Annotated in this window: 17 protein-coding genes; 10 read left to right on the plus strand and 7 right to left on the minus strand. The window is 50.3% G+C overall.

All coding sequences use genetic code 11. From position 1 onward, the window contains the following. Positions 1-127 precede the first annotated feature (127 nt). Genes QZ516_RS04520 through gorA form a run of 7 tightly spaced genes read left to right on the plus strand, consistent with a single transcriptional unit; the run spans position 128 to position 8,935 of the window. A complete protein-coding gene (locus QZ516_RS04520) occupies positions 128-2,503 on the plus strand; it encodes a DNA translocase FtsK (RefSeq protein WP_297186795.1) in 2,376 nt (791 codons plus the stop codon). Positions 2,504-2,530: 27 nt separating this feature from the next. Continuing rightward, positions 2,531-3,163, plus strand: coding sequence for an outer membrane lipoprotein chaperone LolA (gene lolA / locus QZ516_RS04525; protein ID WP_297186798.1), 633 nt, complete (start codon positions 2,531-2,533; stop codon positions 3,161-3,163). Beyond that, complete coding sequence (locus QZ516_RS04530; RefSeq protein WP_297186800.1) at positions 3,156-4,490, plus strand: replication-associated recombination protein A; 1,335 nt, start codon at positions 3,156-3,158, stop codon at positions 4,488-4,490. The genes lolA and QZ516_RS04530 overlap by 8 nt, the downstream gene beginning before the upstream one ends. Continuing rightward, on the plus strand, positions 4,490-4,861 hold the full coding sequence (gene crcB / locus QZ516_RS04535) for a fluoride efflux transporter CrcB (protein WP_297186803.1): 372 nt from the start codon (positions 4,490-4,492) through the stop codon (positions 4,859-4,861). The genes QZ516_RS04530 and crcB overlap by 1 nt, the downstream gene beginning before the upstream one ends. Positions 4,862-4,875: 14 nt before the next feature. Continuing rightward, positions 4,876-6,162 (plus strand): serine--tRNA ligase, encoded by a 1,287-nt coding sequence (serS, locus tag QZ516_RS04540; protein WP_297186805.1) that lies wholly within the window; start codon positions 4,876-4,878, stop codon positions 6,160-6,162. Positions 6,163-6,190: 28 nt separating this feature from the next. Beyond that, the gene (gene cysG / locus QZ516_RS04545; RefSeq protein WP_297186808.1) at positions 6,191-7,570 is read left to right on the plus strand and encodes a siroheme synthase CysG; all 1,380 of its coding nucleotides are present in this window, start codon (positions 6,191-6,193) and stop codon (positions 7,568-7,570) included. 9 nt (positions 7,571-7,579) lie between these two features. Beyond that, a complete protein-coding gene (gorA, locus tag QZ516_RS04550) occupies positions 7,580-8,935 on the plus strand; it encodes a glutathione-disulfide reductase (protein ID WP_297186811.1) in 1,356 nt (451 codons plus the stop codon). A gap of 141 nt (positions 8,936-9,076) precedes the next feature. Here gorA and QZ516_RS04555 read toward each other — a convergent pair whose 3' ends face one another. Beyond that, a complete protein-coding gene (locus QZ516_RS04555) occupies positions 9,077-9,670 on the minus strand; it encodes a hypothetical protein (RefSeq protein ID WP_297186813.1) in 594 nt (197 codons plus the stop codon). A 303-nt stretch (positions 9,671-9,973) separates the two neighbouring features. Here QZ516_RS04555 and QZ516_RS04560 point away from each other — a divergent pair, with 303 nt between their 5' ends. Then, positions 9,974-10,660, plus strand: a complete 687-nt coding sequence (locus tag QZ516_RS04560) for an orotate phosphoribosyltransferase (protein WP_297186816.1) — start codon at positions 9,974-9,976, stop codon at positions 10,658-10,660. A 51-nt stretch (positions 10,661-10,711) separates the two neighbouring features. On the opposite strand, the gene QZ516_RS04565 is transcribed toward QZ516_RS04560, so the two are convergent. Continuing rightward, positions 10,712-11,563 carry a DUF547 domain-containing protein gene (locus QZ516_RS04565; protein ID WP_297186819.1) on the minus strand — a complete coding sequence of 284 codons (852 nt, stop codon included), beginning with the start codon at positions 11,561-11,563 and terminating at the stop codon, positions 10,712-10,714. Positions 11,564-11,630: 67 nt separating this feature from the next. Between QZ516_RS04565 and bioA the strand changes: the two genes are divergently transcribed. Beyond that, positions 11,631-12,926, plus strand: coding sequence for an adenosylmethionine--8-amino-7-oxononanoate transaminase (gene bioA, locus QZ516_RS04570; RefSeq protein WP_297186822.1), 1,296 nt, complete (start codon positions 11,631-11,633; stop codon positions 12,924-12,926). A 26-nt stretch (positions 12,927-12,952) separates the two neighbouring features. On the opposite strand, the gene QZ516_RS04575 is transcribed toward bioA, so the two are convergent. The 5 genes from QZ516_RS04575 to tsaB all read right to left on the minus strand — a co-directional run bounded on the left by QZ516_RS04575 (position 12,953) and on the right by tsaB (position 17,812). After that, complete coding sequence (locus QZ516_RS04575; protein ID WP_297186825.1) at positions 12,953-13,984, minus strand: tryptophan--tRNA ligase; 1,032 nt, start codon at positions 13,982-13,984, stop codon at positions 12,953-12,955. A 73-nt stretch (positions 13,985-14,057) separates the two neighbouring features. Then, a complete protein-coding gene (locus tag QZ516_RS04580; RefSeq protein ID WP_297186827.1) occupies positions 14,058-15,371 on the minus strand; it encodes a M18 family aminopeptidase in 1,314 nt (437 codons plus the stop codon). Between the two features lie 6 nt (positions 15,372-15,377). Next, the gene (locus QZ516_RS04585) at positions 15,378-16,265 is read right to left on the minus strand and encodes an NAD(P)-dependent oxidoreductase (protein WP_297186830.1); all 888 of its coding nucleotides are present in this window, start codon (positions 16,263-16,265) and stop codon (positions 15,378-15,380) included. Between the two features lie 22 nt (positions 16,266-16,287). Then, on the minus strand, positions 16,288-17,088 hold the full coding sequence (locus QZ516_RS04590; protein ID WP_297186833.1) for an undecaprenyl-diphosphate phosphatase: 801 nt from the start codon (positions 17,086-17,088) through the stop codon (positions 16,288-16,290). A gap of 4 nt (positions 17,089-17,092) precedes the next feature. Next, the gene (gene tsaB / locus QZ516_RS04595) at positions 17,093-17,812 is read right to left on the minus strand and encodes a tRNA (adenosine(37)-N6)-threonylcarbamoyltransferase complex dimerization subunit type 1 TsaB (RefSeq protein ID WP_297186836.1); all 720 of its coding nucleotides are present in this window, start codon (positions 17,810-17,812) and stop codon (positions 17,093-17,095) included. A 140-nt stretch (positions 17,813-17,952) separates the two neighbouring features. Between tsaB and QZ516_RS04600 the strand changes: the two genes are divergently transcribed. Next, on the plus strand, positions 17,953-18,477 hold the full coding sequence (locus QZ516_RS04600; RefSeq protein ID WP_297186838.1) for a hypothetical protein: 525 nt from the start codon (positions 17,953-17,955) through the stop codon (positions 18,475-18,477). Positions 18,478-19,037: the final 560 nt, after the last annotated feature.

Raw genomic sequence — 19,037 nt, forward strand, 5'->3', positions numbered from 1 at the left:
AAGAATGGAACACGGCAGACAAAATAGCATTTCTCTATGGGTGAAATATACCGGGATTATGCGGCCTGGCACTGCTGGTATTTCAACTTACTGCCATTACAATAGCGAACAGCAATGAAAAACCTGGATGGCCCAGTTGAGTAGAGAGAAGCAGCAATCAAAAACCCGTGATGACAATGGTGAGCAATCGCCCTCCAGGGGACAACTTATTCTCAGAGAGGGTGCGCTGATTGGCTGGCTGGCTGTCTGTGCGTATCTATTGCTGGCGTTTATCAGTTATACCCCGAGCGATCCTGGTTGGTCGCATACCGGTGTTGAGAACCGGGTCGAAAATGCTGCAGGGCCAATGGGAGCCTGGCTGTCGGATGTATTTTTTTCCCTGTTTGGCTATATTTCCTATCTTTTTCCGATTTTGCTGGCCGTGCGGGCATGGGGTGTATTCCGTGCCTATCGCCAGCAGCGGGGTGGTTTTGACGGCGTCGTCTTTGCATTGCGTATTCTGGGGCTGATCCTCGTGATGTCCTGTGCCACCTCGCTCGTTGCCTTGCACTATGGCAGTGTGCCAACTTCGCTACCCTTTGGGGTCGGCGGCATATTGGGCGCATCCGTTTCTGCGGCGGCGTCTACAGCCTTCAGTTTTGTTGGCAGCACATTAATCCTTCTGGCGATTTTTCTATTCGGTCTTACGGTATTTACGGATTTGTCATGGATGGCATTAATAGATGGTGCGGGGCGGCTTACCCTGCGAGGACTTGAGTTGGTGCGTCACAGCATTGCCGATTACAGGGCTCGCCGGGAAGAAGCCCGGCATGCTGAAGTCGCTCAATCTCATCGGCGCGAGGTAAAAGCCAAAAGGGCGGAGAAAGAGGCAACGCGTATTCCGCCCACTATTCAGACACCGGTAAAGCAGGAGTCCGTTAGTGTCCGCGTGCAAAAAGAGCGGCAAAGTCCGCTTTTTGATGAGCCAGTCAGCGGCAGCTTACCCCCTATCAATCTGTTGGATAAAGTAGATAAAAGTGGCGATAAGGGCTACTCGAGAGAATCCCTTGAAGCGATGTCCCGACAACTGGAGGTAAAACTCCAGGACTTTGGTATCAGTGCCGAAGTGGTTGAGGTCTTGCCGGGGCCGGTAGTCACCCGTTTTGAGCTGCAGCCTGCAGCCGGCGTAAAAGCCAGTAGAATCAGCAATTTGGCAAGAGATTTAGCCCGTTCTCTGGCGGTTGTCAGCGTCAGGGTTGTGGAGGTGATTCCCGGCAAATCGGTAGTCGGTATTGAGATACCCAACGAGCACCGCGAAATTGTCCGTCTTGCAGAAGTGTTGTCCTCGGAAACCTACGAGCACGCCAAATCTCCGCTGACACTGGCTTTGGGAAATGATATTTCAGGTTTTCCCGTCGTCGCCGATCTGGGGAAAATGCCTCATTTGCTGGTGGCGGGTACCACGGGTTCAGGTAAGTCGGTTGGCATTAATGTGATGCTGTTGAGTCTCCTCTACAAGGCTGGTCCGGAAGATGTGCGGTTGATTCTGGTGGATCCCAAAATGCTGGAGCTATCGGTATACGAGGGGATCCCCCATTTGCTGACGCCGGTGATCACCGACATGAAGGATGCTGCCAGTGGCCTGCGCTGGTGCGTTGGAGAAATGGAACGCCGCTATAAATTGATGTCTGCCATGGGTGTGCGGAACCTGGCCGGGTTTAACCGAAAGGTCGCTGACGCCGCTGCAGCAGGAAAACCCATTCCTGACCCATTGTGGCGCCCCGATGAAAATGCCAGTTTGTTTTCGGAAGAGGGCGGTCAGACACCGCCGGATCTCGAGAAACTGCCCTATATCGTGGTGGTCATTGACGAATTTGCCGACATGATGATGATTGTCGGCAAGAAAGTAGAACAGTTGATCGCCCGTATTGCGCAGAAGGCGAGGGCAGCAGGGATTCACTTGATTCTTGCCACGCAACGTCCATCAGTCGATGTGATAACAGGGTTGATCAAGGCTAATATACCGACTCGTATAGCATTCCAGGTCTCTTCCAAAATTGATTCAAGGACTATCCTCGACCAGGGTGGTGCAGAACAGCTGCTCGGGCATGGGGATATGTTATATCTACCTCCAGGCACCAGTGTGCCAATTCGGGTGCATGGTGCTTTTGTGGATGACCATGAAGTTCACAAAGTGGTTGCCGACTGGAAGCGCAGGGGGGAGCCCCAGTATCTTGATGAGATCACTGACGAAGGGGCGACCAGCTCAATTATGGTTCCCGGATTTTCTTCAGAGGGTGGCGATGCAGATAGTGACGGCGAGTCAGATCCACTGTATGACGAGGCGGTAGCCATCGTTCTGAAAACACGCAAGGCGTCCATTTCATCTGTGCAGAGAAAATTGCGCATCGGCTATAATCGCGCTGCACGACTGATAGAGCAAATGGAGGTTTCGGGTGTGGTGAGTGAAATGGGGACCAACGGTAATCGTGAGGTTCTGGCACCCGGGGCGGGAAGAGACTAGTGGGCATCATTAGTGAGGCAGGCACAGTTGAATAGAGTTTGGCAGTCGCTTCTTCTGCTTTTCATGGTGTCGATCAGCACGTTGCTTTTTGCTGAAGGTGCGGCAGATGCCGCCCAAAAACTGCGCGCACAACTGATTGATCTGAATACGCTGGATACAGCGTTTGTTCAGACCGTTTATGCCACTGAAGGTGATCTCCTGCAGCAAACCTCTGGCCACCTTCAGGCTGCCAGGCCAGGCCGGGTGAGATGGGAAACATCCCCACCCATGGAGCAATTGATTGTTTCTGATGGCACAACGCTCTGGCTGTTTGATCCCGATCTTGAGCAGGTAACTGTTCGACCCTTTAGCGATGATCTCAGCAGAACGCCAGCCGTCCTTTTTGTTGGTGATCTGGCTGCGCTTGAACAGGCTTATCAGGTGTCTGTGGAGCATGGTCAGCTGACAGTTTTCACCTTGATTCCACTGACTGATGACAATCTTTATGAAAAGCTGACACTCAGCTTTGCTGGCAAGAAACCCACTGGCATGAAACTCTGGGATGGTCTGGGTCAACGCACTGAAATAGAGTTTTCAAATGCCAAATTGAATTGTCCGCTATCCCCCGAGCTGTTCACGTTCATCCCACCGGAGGGGGTTGATATTCTCCGCGATGAATAGTGATCTGTTCGCTCAGAATATCGCCCAGCCGCTGGCAGCCCGAATGCGTCCGCGTTCGCTGGACGAATTTGCCGGGCAAGCGCATTTGATTGGTGAAGGACGGTCTCTCCGTGAGGCAATCCAGTCTGGTCAACTACATTCAATGGTCTTTTGGGGCCCGCCAGGGGTGGGTAAAACCACCCTGGCTCGTCTGGTGGCCAACTCTGTGGATGCCCATCTGGAAGCGGTCTCTGCTGTTTTGGTCGGAGTAAAAGAGATCAGGGCTGCGATTGCTCAGGCCCAAGCGATTCGCGATCAGCAGTCGCGCCGAACAATCCTTTTCGTTGATGAAGTACACCGTTTCAATAAATCGCAACAGGATGCATTTTTACCCTATGTGGAAGATGGCACTATCGTGTTGATCGGTGCGACCACAGAAAACCCGTCTTTTGAGCTGAACAATGCATTGCTTTCGCGTTGCCGGGTATACGTTTTGCGCAGTCTCGATACTGCGCAGCTGACACGTATCATTCAGCAGGCCCTGAGTGATACTGAAAGAGGCCTGGGTACACGAAAGCTCGATATGGCAGAGGATGCGGTACAGTTATTAGTGGCTGCCGCTGATGGCGATGCCAGAAAAGCCCTCAACCTTCTGGAAATCGCCAGTGATCTCGCGAACAACGGACAGATCACCCGGGATGTGGCGGAAGAAGTACTGCTGGGTGATACCCGTCGCTATGACAAGGGCGGGGAATACTTTTACGACCAGATTTCCGCACTCCACAAGGCGGTGAGAGGCTCTTCACCGGATGCTGCGCTCTATTGGTATACGCGCATGCTGGATGGCGGCTGTGATCCTCTTTACATCGCCCGCCGTGTGGTAAGAATGGCCAGTGAGGATATTGGCAATGCCGATCCGCGAGCTTTGAGTGTTGCTCTCGATGCCTGGCAAACCCAGGAGCGTTTGGGTAGTCCGGAGGGTGAGTTGACTATTGCCCAGGCTGTTCTCTATCTCGCGGCAGCGCCCAAGAGTAATGCCGTTTATCAGGCCTTTAATCAGGCCAAAGCTGATGTGCACAGTATGCCAAGCCATGATGTTCCCCTGCATTTGCGAAATGCACCCACTGCGCTGATGAAATCCCTTGATTATGGCGCAGAATATCGTTATTCACACAATGAGCCGGGGGCCTACTCACCCGGAGAAAATTATTTTCCCGAGGCACTCAAAAACAAGCAGTACTACTTCCCCTCAGATCGGGGATTAGAGAAACAGATCACTGAAAAACTACGCCATCTCCGCAATCTGGATGAAGCGAGCACGGTCAAACGTTATCAGGGGAATGATTAATGCAATGGCTAGTGGTTGCGACTGGCGGCGCGCTGGGGGCAATGGCCCGCTTTGGTGTGAATTCGCTGGTCTTTTCGCTGTTCGGTAACCGTTTTCCCCTCGGCACCTTGCTCGTTAATGTGGCAGGTTCTGTATTGATGGGTGTTTTTTACGTACTCATCATAGAGCGTGGCATACTGCCCGCCGCATTAAGGGATCTGTTGATGGTGGGTTTTATCGGTGCATTCACGACTTTCTCAGCCTTCTCGCTTGATACGCTTGCTTTGTGGCAAAATGGCCACCTTGCGCTGGCTGGCGTCTATGTTTTCCTGAGTCTGGTCTTATGCCTCTCCGGAACCCTGGTTGCCATTGTGCTGACTCGTTTGCTTTAGGACTTTCCCTCCCCATGCTGGATCCCAAATACGTTCGCTCTCAACCGGAAACTGTGGCCGCTGCCCTGGCAGTAAAGGGTTTCACTCTGGATATCGAAAAACTCAATCAACTGGGGGCACTGCGTCGTGACCTTCTGGAAAAAGCCCAATCACTGCAGGCCGAACGAAATGCTTACGCAAAATCCATGGGCAAGGCGATTGGCGAGGCCAAGGCGCGAGGTGACGATATTGCGCCTCTCAAAGAGAAGGGCGAGGCGTTAAAAATTGCTGCCTTGAAAGCTGACGATGCGCTCGACGCTGTTCAGCGCCAATTGGATGATTATTTGCGCAATGTGCCCAATATCCCCGATAAGGAAGTCCCTTCAGGCAAGTCCGAAGAGGATAACGTAGAGGTTCGTCGCTGGGGCCAACCCAGAACTTTTGATTTTGACGTGCGGGATCATGTGGACCTTGGTGAGCGTTGTGGACTCCTCGATTTTGAAACAGCCACCAAAATTACCGGTTCTCGTTTCTCCGTTATGCGTGGGGATATTGCCCGGTTACATCGTGCACTGATCCAGTTCATGCTGGACACACATACGCTCGAGCACGGCTACCAGGAAATCAATGTGCCGTATATCGTCAACAGCGAGTCGTTGTTTGGTACAGGGCAGTTGCCGAAATTTGAAGAAGATCTCTTTAAGTTAACCGACGATCGCGACCTTTATCTGATCCCGACGGCCGAAGTTCCCGTCACCAATGTCTTTCGCGATGCCATTCTCGATGCGACTCAATTGCCGGTAAAATTTGCCTGCCACAGCCCCTGTTTTCGCAGCGAAGCCGGCAGTTATGGCAAGGATACACGCGGCATGATACGTCAGCATCAATTTGAAAAAGTAGAGCTGGTTCAGTTTGTCCATCCGGAAAAATCCACCGAAACACTGGAGCAACTGACCGGCCACGCAGAGCTAATATTGCAGAAGCTGGAGCTTCCATACCGAACCATTATCCTCTGTGGTGGCGACCTGGGGTTTTCTGCCGCTCGCACCTATGATATCGAGGTATGGCTGCCATCCCAGCAGCGTTACCGCGAAATCTCATCCTGTAGTAACTTTCGTGATTTTCAGGCCCGCCGGATGCAAGCCCGCTGGCGCAATCCGGAGACCGGAAAACCGGAATTGCTGCATACTCTGAACGGCTCTGCATTGGCTGTGGGCCGCACGTTGCTGGCCGTGATGGAAAATTACCAGCAGTCAGATGGCTCCATCACTATTCCACAGGTGCTACAGCCCTATATGGGTGACCAGATCAGCATTGGCTGATTGGGCGCCATTGATCCAGAGTTTAACGATGGACCTGTTGCCGTTATTTCATAATCTTCGCGATAGACGCTGCGTCATGGTTGGCGGCGGCGAAATAGCCCTGCGAAAACTCCGCCAGTTAATGGCTGTTGGTGCAGCTATTGAGGTGATTGCGCCAGAGATTAACTCATCCATTCAAAAACTGGCTCACGAATCTGGCCTGACACTTGTAAATCGTGAGTTTGAGGATGCTGATCTCAACGGGGCTGTCCTGGTGGTTGCGGCCACAAATGACATAGCGGTTAACCGGCGTGTCTCAGAGCTCGCCCAGGCCAGGAATATTCCTGTCAACGTGGTAGACAACCCCGAGCTGTGCAGTGTCATTTTTCCCTCTATTGTCGATCGATCGCCAGTACAAATTGCTATCAGCAGTGCCGGTACCGCGCCAGTATTAGCGAGAATGCTTCGTACCCGGCTGGAATCATCAATCCCTGCCGGTTATGGCAAGCTTGCTGCGATAGCTGGGAAATATCGTGATCATGTTAAGCGCAAGATCAATGACGGACTTTCCCGTAAAGCTTTCTGGGAAGAAGTTTTTGAAGGTGATATTGCCGAGTTGGTTTATGCAGAAAAACTGGATGAAGCGGAAAGCCGTATTCAGCAGAAACTAGCTAACCCCGCTTCAAAAAAGCTCGGAGAAGTTTATCTGGTTGGAGGCGGGCCGGGCGATCCCGATCTCCTGACATTTCGTGCACTGCGCTTGATGCAGAAGGCGGATATCGTCCTTTATGACAGGTTGGTTTCAAAGGAAGTGTTGGCGCTGGTGCGCCGCGATGCAGAGTTGGTCTATGTGGGAAAAACCGCCGGAGACCACCCGGTCACCCAGGATAATATCAATGAAAAGCTTGCTGAATATGCCCTGCAGGGCAAACGTGTTTTACGTCTGAAAGGTGGCGACCCTTTTATTTTTGGCCGTGGTGGTGAAGAAATTTCACACCTTGCAGAACGCGGGATCCCTTTCCAGGTGGTGCCAGGTATAACAGCCGCTTCCGGTTGTGCCAGCTATGCAGGCATACCCCTGACCCACCGGGACTACGCCCAATCAGTTCGTTTCATAACAGGCCACCTGAAAGATAATTCACTGGATTTGAACTGGCAGGATCTTGTTGCAGCCAATCAGACCCTGGTGTTTTACATGGGGCTCAGTGGGCTGGAGAGTATTTGCCGGGAGTTAATTCGGCGCGGGAAAACGCCAACTACACCGGCGGCTTTGATAGAAAAGGGCACAACCGTCAATCAGCGGGTATTTATTGGCGACCTAAAAACCTTGCCGGATATAGTGCGCGAAGCCAATGCCAAGGCCCCCACCTTGATCATTGTGGGTGATGTGGTCAAACTTAATGAGAAATTGTCCTGGTTTAAACCTTGAGGAGAAATCATGGCTGATCATGATGTTGACCTGTTTGTGATTGGTGCTGGTTCTGGTGGAGTAAGAACAGCACGTATGTGCGCGCAGCAAGGGCTGCGAGTCGTGGTGGCTGAATCCCAGTATCTTGGTGGAACCTGTGTCAATGTCGGCTGTGTTCCCAAAAAACTTTTCGTGTATGCCTCGTCGTTCCGCGAAGAATTTCGTGCTGCCAAGGGCTTCGGTTGGCAGGTGGGTGAATCAAGTTTTGACTGGCCCACCCTTCGGGACAATAAAAATCGTGAAATCCAGCGGCTGAATGATATCTACGGCAACTTGCTCGATAAAGCTGGCGTGGAGCTGGTTGAGGGTTGGGCCAAAATCCTCGGTCCAGATAGTGTTGAGATAAATGGCCAGGTTTACCGGTGCAAAAAAATATTGATCGCCACGGGGGGTACACCCTTTGTGCCGGAATTTCCGGGTAGAGAATACGCCATCACGTCTAACGAAGCTTTTTATCTGGATAGCCTCCCGGATCGCATAGTAATCGTTGGTGGCGGCTATATTGCCATTGAATTTGCCGGGATATTCAATGGGCTCGGCGTTGAGACTCACTTGCTGTACCGCGGTGAGCTGTTTCTTCGTGGTTTCGATCAGGATGTACGTGAAGTACTAAAGGAAGAAGTTGAAAAACAAGGGGTTATACTTCATTTCTCAACTGATATAGAATCTATAGAAAAAATGGACGACGGTCTTTTCAAGGCAGTTCTCAACAGTGGTGACAGTATTGAAGCCGGCCTTGTGATGTATGCGACGGGTCGTCGCCCCAACATTGAAGGGCTTGGTCTCGAGAATACAACCATTGAAACCCGGGCCAATGGCGCGATCATTGTAGATGATTATTTCCAAACGGCAGAACCGTCAATCTATGCCATTGGTGATGTCATCGGTCGGGTTGAATTAACCCCCGTTGCCATTAATGAGGGTATGGCACTCACTAAAACCCTTGTCACGGATGTACCCACGACAATCGACTATACAAATATTCCTACAGCCGTATTCAGTCAACCCAATACGGCATCTGTCGGATTGACTGAAGAGCAGGCCAGAGAGGTATACGGTGACAACCTCCGTATCTATCGAAGCAAATTCAGGGCAATGAAAGAGACGCTGGGTGGTGGAGACAACAAAGTCTTTATGAAGCTGATTGTTATCAATGATAACGATAGGGTTGTTGGTTGCCATATGGTGGGCGAGGGTGCCGGCGAAATCATTCAGGGAATCGCTATTGCTGTAAAAATGGGTGCTACTAAAGCGGATTTTGATGCCACTATAGGTATTCATCCCACTGCAGCTGAAGAATTTGTGACCATGCGTGATGTGACCTAGAGAGAGAAATGTTCAGTAGCTGTTTAAAACACCTTTAAGTTACCGTTTTTGCAACAGGAACATTTTTTTTCAGGGGGATAGGGGTGTCTCGACTATCGATGCCTATCCCCATAGGTCGAGTTCTAATCCAATCTGTAGGCGCTATGTGAGTGAATCTATCTTTTTCATGGCATCGACTGCGCCACGGGGAAGGGTGGTTGTATCCGAGTCTGGTTTTTCAATCTTCTTGTTGTCTGTTACTGGTTTTCCGACCATCGCCTGGTAGGCATATCCGTTGTTGAACGCCACGCCGCCTACGGGTTTCCAGCCCTTGTTCAATAGCAATGAAACTTCCTTTTCCAGTTCTTTGAAGCCTTTTGTCGCACTGATTACCTTGTATACCAGCATCGGATCTTCCCTGTTGCGCTTTAATCGTGATTTTATCGCCGGTTGTGCTGACATGTACCAATCTGCTGCGAGTTCACCGGGCGTTTTATTATAATATTTCGGATTAAAGTCGTCTCTATATAGAACTCCGTTGCAAATGTACCAGCCCTTCCAGCCAAAAAAATCCAGCTTGCCTGACAGGATTTGTAGGCCCTTGTATACCCACTTTGGCCCGTATCCCGATGCTTTCCATCGGTAATAGCTACGCTCGGTTATGCCTAGATGTTTGCAGACATCGCGTACAAAAAAACCTGCTGATTGGCGGGTTTCATCAATATATTCAAAGGGTACTTTTTTCTGTGCCTTCATACCTGATTTTTCCTTATCTTTAACTCGCGCTCCTAAAGGGCTCTTAGGGCGACTGTCTATAAAGTCCTCGATCTATATATATGCGCATAATGTATATTATGTTAAATAAAATAACTGTGTGGATACTTGGCCCCTTTTCTTATTGGTTTTTGGGGAATAAAACCTGCCTGGATTTCACGTGATTAAATGGAATATCGACTGATGTTCTGGCAAAATTTCGGCTGCTTGCTTTTGAGCAAGATTAATCACTGAGAGCCACTACTACTCCCGTCTTTTCTCGCGATTCGCTATACAGGTGCAATGATGTCGTTCAACAGCTTTCCTGACCCCAAATTGATTGCTCAGTTATCTGCAAAGATGCTGATTGAAATTGGTGCAATCAACTTCCGTCCGAATGATCCCTTTCAATTAACGTCAGGAAAAATCAGCCCTGTGTATATCGATTGCAGGAAGATTATTTCATTTCCACGTGTGAGATCGACGTTGATGGATTTCGGTGCCTCGACAATCCTCCGCAATATAGGCTTTGAATCTATCGATGGCATTGCCGGCGGAGAAACAGCCGGAATCCCTTTTGCCGCCTGGCTTGCAGAGCGTTTGTCTTTACCCATGCAGTACGTTCGAAAAAAACCGAAGGGCTTTGGACGTGATGCGCAGATCGAGGGTGATCTGAAGGAAGGCTCGAGAGTTCTATTGGTTGAGGATCTGACCACAGATGGTGGCAGCAAAATCAAATTCTGTCAGGCCCTCCGTGACGCTGGTGCTACGGTTAGTGACACTTTCGTGATCTTTTTTTATGACATATTTCCAGATACACGAAAAAATCTGGGTGAAATTGGTATTAATCTACACCACTTGACTACCTGGTGGGATGTGCTGGAAGTCTGCAAGAATGAAAACCTTATGGAGACCAAGGCTATTGCAGAAATTGAGTCCTTTCTGCACTCCCCGGTTGAGTGGTCAACTGCACATGGTGGCATAGAAAGTTAATTAGAATAACCTCTTAACTATTTGACTATAAACAAATTTTGTTTGGATCTTTTAAAGACCGTTGAGGCTGTAATCGTGAACGTAGTTAATTTCCCCCTGAAAGCCCAATAGGTAGAGTGCCAGTCGATCATCTGCATAATGGGCGAAAACCTTAAGCATCATTTTGTCATCTGTGGCGAAATCCGACCGGTATTGACCGAACACGCCAGCGGCAGTCAGTTTGCCATTTTTAAGGGTGACACCATTCTGTTTGTTAATGAAATCACGCCCTGACTGCTTTAACAGTGATGTAACATTTTCCCCGGTGAAGGCTTTAGGCAATAAGCCTGGACAGGTCATGTTGGCACAGTTCAAGCCGAAGTGAATGGTATGATCTTTCCATATTGGTCGGAGAATACGGTTCTCTATATCATTGAGGCTTAAAGGGTTGTCGGCAACCTTAATTAGCGGTTTCGTCAATAAGCTGCTTCCAGCCATTTTTTTGCCGAACTCCCTGATGCTTTTTATTGGGTAGTTTTCTGAAATAAGTTTGACGGTCAATGCATTATAGAGATTTAACCAATAGGCTTTCTGCTCATCCCGACTGTAGTCTCGCGGGTCTATTTTTGCCAGATAGGCAATATAGTCCGAGAGGCGTTTTTGTTCATTTTTATCCACCGAGCCATACCGAAAACGGTTAACACCCTGCCCGGTGTTCACGACATGCGTACTGAGTAGCTCATTCCACTGTCGGTGATTAACAGTGTCCCGATTAGACTCATTGCTCTTTGCCCAGAACATTGGCGATTGCCCTGATTCTGCAGCGACTGCTGAAGATGCGCCCAATAATCCTGTCATCAGTGCGATTATCAGTGGATGCTTTAGGTTCATCATTGCTACCCGTTTGAGTGATGGCGTTGTCATGGTGCTTTGATACCATGAAGATCCTTATCATACAATATACGTTCGCTTACCTGTGAATTGCATCTACATGAAACACTTGAGTGCGTCTCAAATATTAGCCATGGATAAAGATCACATCTGGCATCCCTATTCGTCTGTGGTGGATCCTGCACCGGTTTATCCGGTGGCCAGCGCCGATGGTGTCAGGCTATATCTGGCTGATGGCCGGGCATTAATCGATGGCATGTCATCCTGGTGGTGCACCATCCACGGCTACAACCACCCTGCCCTCAATGCAGCCATAACCGCCCAGATGAGTAAAATGTCCCACGTCATGTTTGGTGGTATCACCCATGAGCCCGCAGCGAAGCTCGCACAGACACTGGCTGAGATCACCCCGGCTGGACTGGATAAGGTTTTTTTATCGGACTCTGGTTCTGTCAGTATAGAAGTGGCCATGAAAATGGCCCTCCAATATTGGCAATCACAGGGAGAAAAAGGAAAATCGCGTTTTTTAAGTCTTAAACGCGGTTATCACGGTGATACCTTTGGAGCCATGTCAGTTTGTGATCCCGTTACAGGTATGCACCACCTGTTCCGCGATGTTCTGGTGCCCCAGTTTTTTGCAGAATCTCCCCAGTGCGGTTTTGATGATGCCTGGAGTGAAGATTTCATCATCGATTTTAAACAAACCATCACTGCTAATGCAGATGAAATCGCTGCTGTAGTACTGGAGCCGGTGGTTCAGGGTGCCGGGGGTATGCGCTTTTATTCCCCAGTGTTTCTGAAGCGTGTTCGCGAATTGTGTGATCAGCATGATGTGCTGTTAATTATCGACGAAATAGCCACGGGATTTGGTCGCACCGGAAAGCTTTTCGCCACTGAATGGGCCGGGATCTCACCGGACATCATGTGTCTGGGCAAGGCGCTCACGGGTGGCTATATGACGCTTGCTGCTACATTGTGTACGGAAAAGGTCAGCAACGGTATTTGTCTTGGTGAAGCGGGCGTATTCATGCACGGCCCAACATTTATGGGAAACCCTCTGGCCTGCGCTGTGGCCAATGCCAGTATTGAGCTGCTGCTTACCTCAGATTGGTCGACCCGCGTTAAGGATATTGAGCAGCAGTTGGCTGCAGAGCTGGCACCAGCCAAAGACTATAATCATGTGGAAGACGTGCGAGTGCTTGGGGCTATCGGTGTCATTGAGATGAAGAATCCCGTCAACCTACCAATCATTCAGAAACAATTTGTCAATCAGGGTGTTTGGGTGCGACCTTTTGGAAAGCTCGTGTATGTCATGCCTCCCTACATTATCAGCAAAACCGATTTATCCGTCCTAACCAGTGTGTTGGTTGACGTTGTAAAAGATGCTGCGCAATGAGCACGAAGGGGATCCACTAAACCCCCTCAGGACAGCGAATGCAGGCCGACCGCCCGGTTAAGTCTGGCCATAAATGGGATACTCACCGCCCTCGCCTTCTCTGCCCCTTCACTGAGCAGTTTTTCGATGTGAGAAGGGTTTTCGAGTAATTCGTTATAGCGCTTCCGTGGTTCCCGCAGTTCCGCTTCGATCAACTCAAACAGTTGTTTTTTGGCTTCGCCCCAGGCGATACCGTTTTCAAATTCACGCCGCATTGCGGCGGTTTGCTCTTTGCTGGCGAATGCCCGCCATATCTGAAACACAGTGGAGGTGTCCGGGTCTTTGGGTTCGCTGGGTTCCAACAGGTTGGTCTTGATTTTGTTGATGTGCTTCCTGAGTTGTTTTTCAGGCAGAAACAGGGGAATGGTATTGCCGTAGCTTTTACTCATTTTCCGACCATCCAGCCCTTGTAATACGGCCACATGGTCATCGACCACGGCTTCCGGCAAGGTGAAGTGCTCGCCATATACATGGTTAAAACGCTGTGCGATATCCCGGGCCATCTCGATATGCTGAATCTGGTCCCGGCCCACCGGTACTCTGGTGGCGTTGAATATCAGAATGTCGGCAGCCATAAGTACCGGATAGGAAAAAAGGCCCATGGTAATACCGTAATCCTGGTCCTCTCCAGCATCCTGATTCTTTTGAACAGAATCCTTGTAGGCATGGGCTCGGTTCATCAGTCCTTTCGCGGCAACGCAGCTCAGAAACCACATCAGCTGAGTGATTTCGGGAACGTCTGACTGTCGATAAAATACAACATTGTCGGTATTGAGCCCCAGCGCCAACCATGTGGCAGCAATTTCTCTGCTCGATTGGTGAACCATGGCGGGATCCTGACATTTAATCAAGGCGTGATAATCTGCGAGAAAATAGTAGGCATTGATGTCAGGTTTCTGGCTGGCCTCAATGGCTGGCCGAATCGCGCCCACGTAGTTGCCCAGGTGCGGCGTTCCTGTGGTGGTAATGCCCGTTAAAATAGTATTGGTTTCAACGGTTGAGGCTGGATGCTGACTCATGATTAGATTCTTTGGTCCGGTCCTGATTGTGGTCCACATCATACGGATTTCAGGGTTTGAATAAAGCCTGTATTCAGGTCTCCTGAATCGTCAGTATTGATTGATGGTTATAGAACCCCCGTAGCGCCCGGTATAAATTGAATGCGTCATCCGCACCAGCCATTTCTCGGATAGAGTGCATCGCAAACGTGGGTACACCGACATCCAGTGTTTGAACGCCAATCATCGCAGCAGTGATCGGCCCGATGGTGCTCCCGCAACTCAAATCAGTGCGGTTAACAAATGTCTGTACTGCCACGCCCTGCTTTTCACAGAGGTGACGAAACATCGCGGCGCTAATGCTATTGGTGGCATAACGCTGGTTGGCATTTATCTTGATGACCGGCCCTTCGTTTAGGCGTGGTCCATGATTACTGTCGTGACGATCCGCGAAGTTTGGGTGAATGCCGTGGGCATTGTCTGCCGATACCAGTAATGACTGGCGCATTACTCGGGTAAGCAACCCCGGATCCGGGTAAAGACGTTGCAACACCGATTGCAGCATCGGGCCGTTTGCACCGCAGGCGGAGGTGCTGCCGACCTCTTCGTGGTCATTACAAACCAGCATGCAGGAAACCTGATCGCCAGCTTCCAGAAGCGCCTGAACACCGGTAAAACAACTCAACAGGTTATCCAGCCTGGCACCGGAGATAAACTCACTCTGCATACCGGTCAGGGCCGGCTTCTGACAATCATAGAGATACAGTTCGTGATCGAGAATTCTGGCTTTTTCCGGTAAATCACCCGATGAGGAGAGTTCTTTTGCCAGGAATTCGAAGAAATCTGTCACCGATTTATCCGGATCCCTGAATAACAGGGGTGGAATATCCGTTTGTGGATTCACCTTGCGTTCATTGTTCGCATCCCGGTCCAGATGTATAGCGAGGCTAGGGATGACTGCCACAGGTCTTTTCAGGTCGATCAGTGTCTGGTCTAACGAGCCCTCTCCGCTATCGAACACCAGGCGCCCGGCTATACTGAGATCACGGTCAAACCAGGGATTCAGAAGTGCGCCACCGTAAACTTCGACACCCAATTGAAAATAGCCTTGACGGTTCAGCTCCGGTTTTGGTTTCACTTTAAGGCAGGGACTGTCCGTGTGGGCGCCCACCAGACGTATCCCTGACTCCAGGGCGGACTGGTGCCCTGCGATAAAGGCGATAAGAGACGAGCCGTTGCGAACGGTGTAGTAGCGGCCACCCGGTTGTATATCCCAATCAGTTTCTTCAGGGAGCCGGGTAAATCCGCCGGCTTCCAGTATTTCGCGCATATTTTTGACGGCGTGAAACGGCGTCGGAGATTGATAAATAAAATCCAGCAACTGCTGGTTATAAGGTTGCTTGTTCATAATCGACTAACGACTAACCTCATTTTCTGCGTTTTCAAGCCTGGCCAACAGGCTCGATGTGTCCCACTGCCCGCCACCCATTAACTGGACTTCCCGGTAAAATTTACTGATCAGTTTTGTGGCGGGAAGGTTGCTACCATTGCGCTGAGCTTCTTCCAGCACAATCGCCAGATCCTTACACATCCAGTCCACTGCAAAACCGTGATTGTACTCACCCGCCAACATGGTTTGATAGCGGTTTTCCATTTGCCAGGATTGTGCCGCTCCCCTGGAGATGACCTCAATGACCTGGTTGGGATCAAGCCCTGCCTGACGGGCAAAAAACAGCCCCTCGGCAAGTGATTCAATGACACCCGCCACACAGATCTGGTTCGCCATTTTACAAAGTTGTCCGGACCCGACGGGGCCCAACAGGGATACCTTGCTGGCATAATGACTGATAATGGGTGTTACCTGCTGAAAATCTGCTTCCTCCCCACCCACCATGACTGTCAGAGAGCCGCGCTCAGCCCCCTGCTGTCCACCGGACACCGGGGCATCCAGATAAGCCATTTTGTGCCTGCTGGCCTCTTTGGCGAGCTCTCGGCTGACTTTGGCTGATACGGTGGTGTGATCAACAAAAAGTGTCCCCTGAGAAGCCCCGTTAAAACCACCCAAGTCACCCAGCAGAACCTCCTGCAAAGATTCGTCATTACCTACGCAGGTAAAGACAATATCGGCTTTTTCTACAGCCGCTGCTGGTGTTGGTGCCGAAAAACCGACGTACCCCTCCAGCCATCGAGCTACTTTTTGTTGTGTGCGGTTATAAACACAAACTGAAAAGCCAGCCCTGCTTAAGTGGCCCGCCATCGGGAATCCCATGGTGCCGAGACCAATGAAAGCAATATTTTTCATAAGCGATGCCTCCGGTACGAGCTTAGCTGTTAACAAGAATGGCAATCAGCATGGCACCCAATAACAGTCGGTAGATGACAAAAGGCATCATCCCAATCCGGGTGATCCAGATAAGAAATACACGGATACAGAGGTAGGCTGCGATACATGAGAGCACTGTGCCAAGCACAATATCACTCCATGGAACCTGTGGTAGTTGTATCAGTTGGGCACACTTATAACCACCACTGAGAATAATGACGGGAATCGCCATCAGGAAAGAAAAACGGGCGGCCGATTCCCGCGTAAAACCCAGAGCCAGCGCTGCCGTCATGGTAATCCCTGATCTCGATGTGCCGGGAATCAGGGCCAGTGCCTGCGCCAACCCGATGAAAAGTGCTGAGCGCCAGGTGATTTGATGAAGCGTTTTTACGCGGCGTCCCCAGAAATCAGACATTCCCAGGAGCAAACCAAACAGGATGGTTGTCGCAGCAATCACTGCGATTGAGCGCAGCTGGCTTTCAATAAAATCACCCAGTAGCAGTCCCGCCAGACCAGCGGGAATGGTTGCGAGAATAAGTAGCCAGCCCAGTCGGCTCTCAGGCGTGGCTTTGCCGCCAGTCACGCTCTGGCACCAGTGCACGACCACCTGCTGAACGTCATGGCGAAAGTACCAGAGTACTGCGATCAGGGAGCCAACATGGACGGCGACATCAAATGCCAACCCCTGGTCTGTCCAGCCCAGTATGGCTGAGGGCAAAATAAGATGAGCTGAGCTTGAAATGGGCAAAAATTCGGTCAGCCCCTGAATAATAGCCAGAAAAAAAATCTGCAAATTATCCACGTTTCTAGATTCCTGTTCCGCTTATAGGATTATTTTCACGTAGTCGTTTTCGTTTTTGCCAGGAAACCTTATCTCTGAGATAGAGCGGCTGCACTTCATCTATAGCCATTAGAGCACCGTTCTCAATTTTCGGCATGGCAATAGTCAGCACATCCCGAGCATCGGGCAATAGCGCCGATGCCGCTATGGTGGGATCGAAATCGATGCGTTCGGCGTAGTGCCAGCCGTCACCCATCACTGCCAGAGGCAATTCACTGTAAGGAAGTATTATTGTTTCAGGAGAGGAAAGGCTATCCGGCGTCAGGCGAGTTAACTTGGCGCCATTCCATTCAAATGCCGACCAGTAAACCTCATCCATTCGGGCATCAAACATCGGCAAAAGCCGATAATTATCCTCTATAAATAGCTTTCTACGGGCAGTATGAGCCAGGGTTTCCAGGCTGGACACAGGCAATACAGGAAGGTCACCACCAAGGGCCAGACCCTGTATGACACTGAAGCCAATCCGAATGCCCGTGAATGAGCCGGGCCCGCAGGTAAATGCGAGCGCATCGAGCTCAGTTAACTTTACTCCCGCCTCTGACAGAAGGTCATTTACCATGGGTAACAACAAGCGGGTGTGTTCACGGCTCGCAAGCTGAAAACGACCGCATACACTATCCCCTAGCGACAGCGCTACAGAACATGCCTGAGTCGTCGTATCAATGGCCAAGACCTTTTTCACAGCAAACAATCCCCCTTTAAAGCGGGGGGATTGTAACCTGTTTGGTTTGAAGAGCGGAGTTTGATTGGGGGCGGGTTAGACCGTCAGGGATGAGTAACTAATCCGCCGATGTGTCCGGTTTGTTAGTTGCCGGTGAGCTGGTGGGCACAGCCGTACTTTTCTTTGCCGTAGATGCCGCCCGTGTAGTTGGTTTTTTTGCCGATGCCGAGGTTTTTGAACGCCGGGATTGGGCAACAGTGGGCCCTTTCGCAGCGGGCTTTCTGCCGGGAGTTTTTGCCTTGTTTGCGGCATTGGCTGCGGGCTGTTTAGTTGGGGTTTTAGCCCTGGATGGCTTTTTTGCTGCGGTTGCCGTTGCAGGGGGGCGACCGGGACCTCGCCTGGATTTTGTTGGGCTGGCTTTTGCAGTACGAGCGGTTGACTTTACTGCCGGTGTCTTTGTGGCAGCCGAGCTCTTTGGTGGGCGACCGGGGCCGCGTGTAGAAACCGTTTTTGTGACATTCTGCTTGCGAGAATTGATTTTTTGTTCGGCATTTTTGATGGCATCGGTAGCCTGCTTGTGTAGCCGCTTTTCAATGGCTTTGACTCTGGCCAGTGCATTCTTTTCAACTCTCCTGACTTGCCTGGCAATAGCACTGGTACGTTTTTTAAGCCAGGATTGTTTATAGCGTGCCACTGCCTTGTCCAGATCGTTGGCCGTTTTCTGTTCGAGTTTTTTCTCTGCCGCGAGAACACGGGCTCTGGCTTTCTCTTCTGCCGCTGCGACTTGAGACAGAATTTTTGCCGCCCTGAGCTCAGCTTTCACTAGTGTGTTTTTTGATACCAGGTTGTTCAGTTTACTGACATGTGTTCTGACCTCCTGGGCGCGTTTTTTGAGTAACGCCTGAGAGGCTTTAGTCGCATTTCCAGTGGCCCTGCTTTTCGCAGCGATTAACTTTTGTTTGGCGTCCGCAACTTTTTTCTTTTGTACATTCACTTCCCTCTCGATCCGTTCCAGGGCAACAGCTGTTTTATTGACTGCAGGAGGGGTGGTTTTCCTGGTGGATACAGGTACAGTTTTTTTTTCGGGCGATTTGGCTGTACGCTTTTGGGGAGCTCTGGCCATTGTGTTTCTCCTTGAAATTGGAAGAGATACGTTTTACTGGGAACACAGAAGATGGTTAAAGTTTATTCAAAATATAGAATATTTCCACTTTAAAACAGAGAAATTATTATTTTCATTATAAAG

The sequence above is a fragment of the uncultured Porticoccus sp. genome (genome assembly GCF_913061305.1).
GTDB lineage: Bacteria > Pseudomonadota > Gammaproteobacteria > Pseudomonadales > Porticoccaceae > Porticoccus.

Bases quoted from the DNA above. Each gene is read 5' to 3' on its own strand.
- bioA (WP_297186822.1), top strand. From the start codon at position 11,631: ATGAAACACTTGAGTGCGTCTCAAATATTAGCCATGGATAAAGATCAC.
- serS (WP_297186805.1), top strand. From the start codon at position 4,876: ATGCTGGATCCCAAATACGTTCGCTCTCAACCGGAAACTGTGGCCGCT.
- QZ516_RS04565 (WP_297186819.1), bottom strand. From the start codon at position 11,563: ATGACAACGCCATCACTCAAACGGGTAGCAATGATGAACCTAAAGCAT.
- QZ516_RS04520 (WP_297186795.1), top strand. From the start codon at position 128: ATGGCCCAGTTGAGTAGAGAGAAGCAGCAATCAAAAACCCGTGATGAC.
- gorA (WP_297186811.1), top strand. From the start codon at position 7,580: ATGGCTGATCATGATGTTGACCTGTTTGTGATTGGTGCTGGTTCTGGT.
- QZ516_RS04580 (WP_297186827.1), bottom strand. From the start codon at position 15,371: ATGAACAAGCAACCTTATAACCAGCAGTTGCTGGATTTTATTTATCAA.
- QZ516_RS04530 (WP_297186800.1), top strand. From the start codon at position 3,156: ATGAATAGTGATCTGTTCGCTCAGAATATCGCCCAGCCGCTGGCAGCC.
- QZ516_RS04560 (WP_297186816.1), top strand. From the start codon at position 9,974: ATGTCGTTCAACAGCTTTCCTGACCCCAAATTGATTGCTCAGTTATCT.
- crcB (WP_297186803.1), top strand. From the start codon at position 4,490: ATGCAATGGCTAGTGGTTGCGACTGGCGGCGCGCTGGGGGCAATGGCC.
- cysG (WP_297186808.1), top strand. From the start codon at position 6,191: ATGGACCTGTTGCCGTTATTTCATAATCTTCGCGATAGACGCTGCGTC.
- QZ516_RS04585 (WP_297186830.1), bottom strand. From the start codon at position 16,265: ATGAAAAATATTGCTTTCATTGGTCTCGGCACCATGGGATTCCCGATG.
- QZ516_RS04555 (WP_297186813.1), bottom strand. From the start codon at position 9,670: ATGAAGGCACAGAAAAAAGTACCCTTTGAATATATTGATGAAACCCGC.
- QZ516_RS04575 (WP_297186825.1), bottom strand. From the start codon at position 13,984: ATGAGTCAGCATCCAGCCTCAACCGTTGAAACCAATACTATTTTAACG.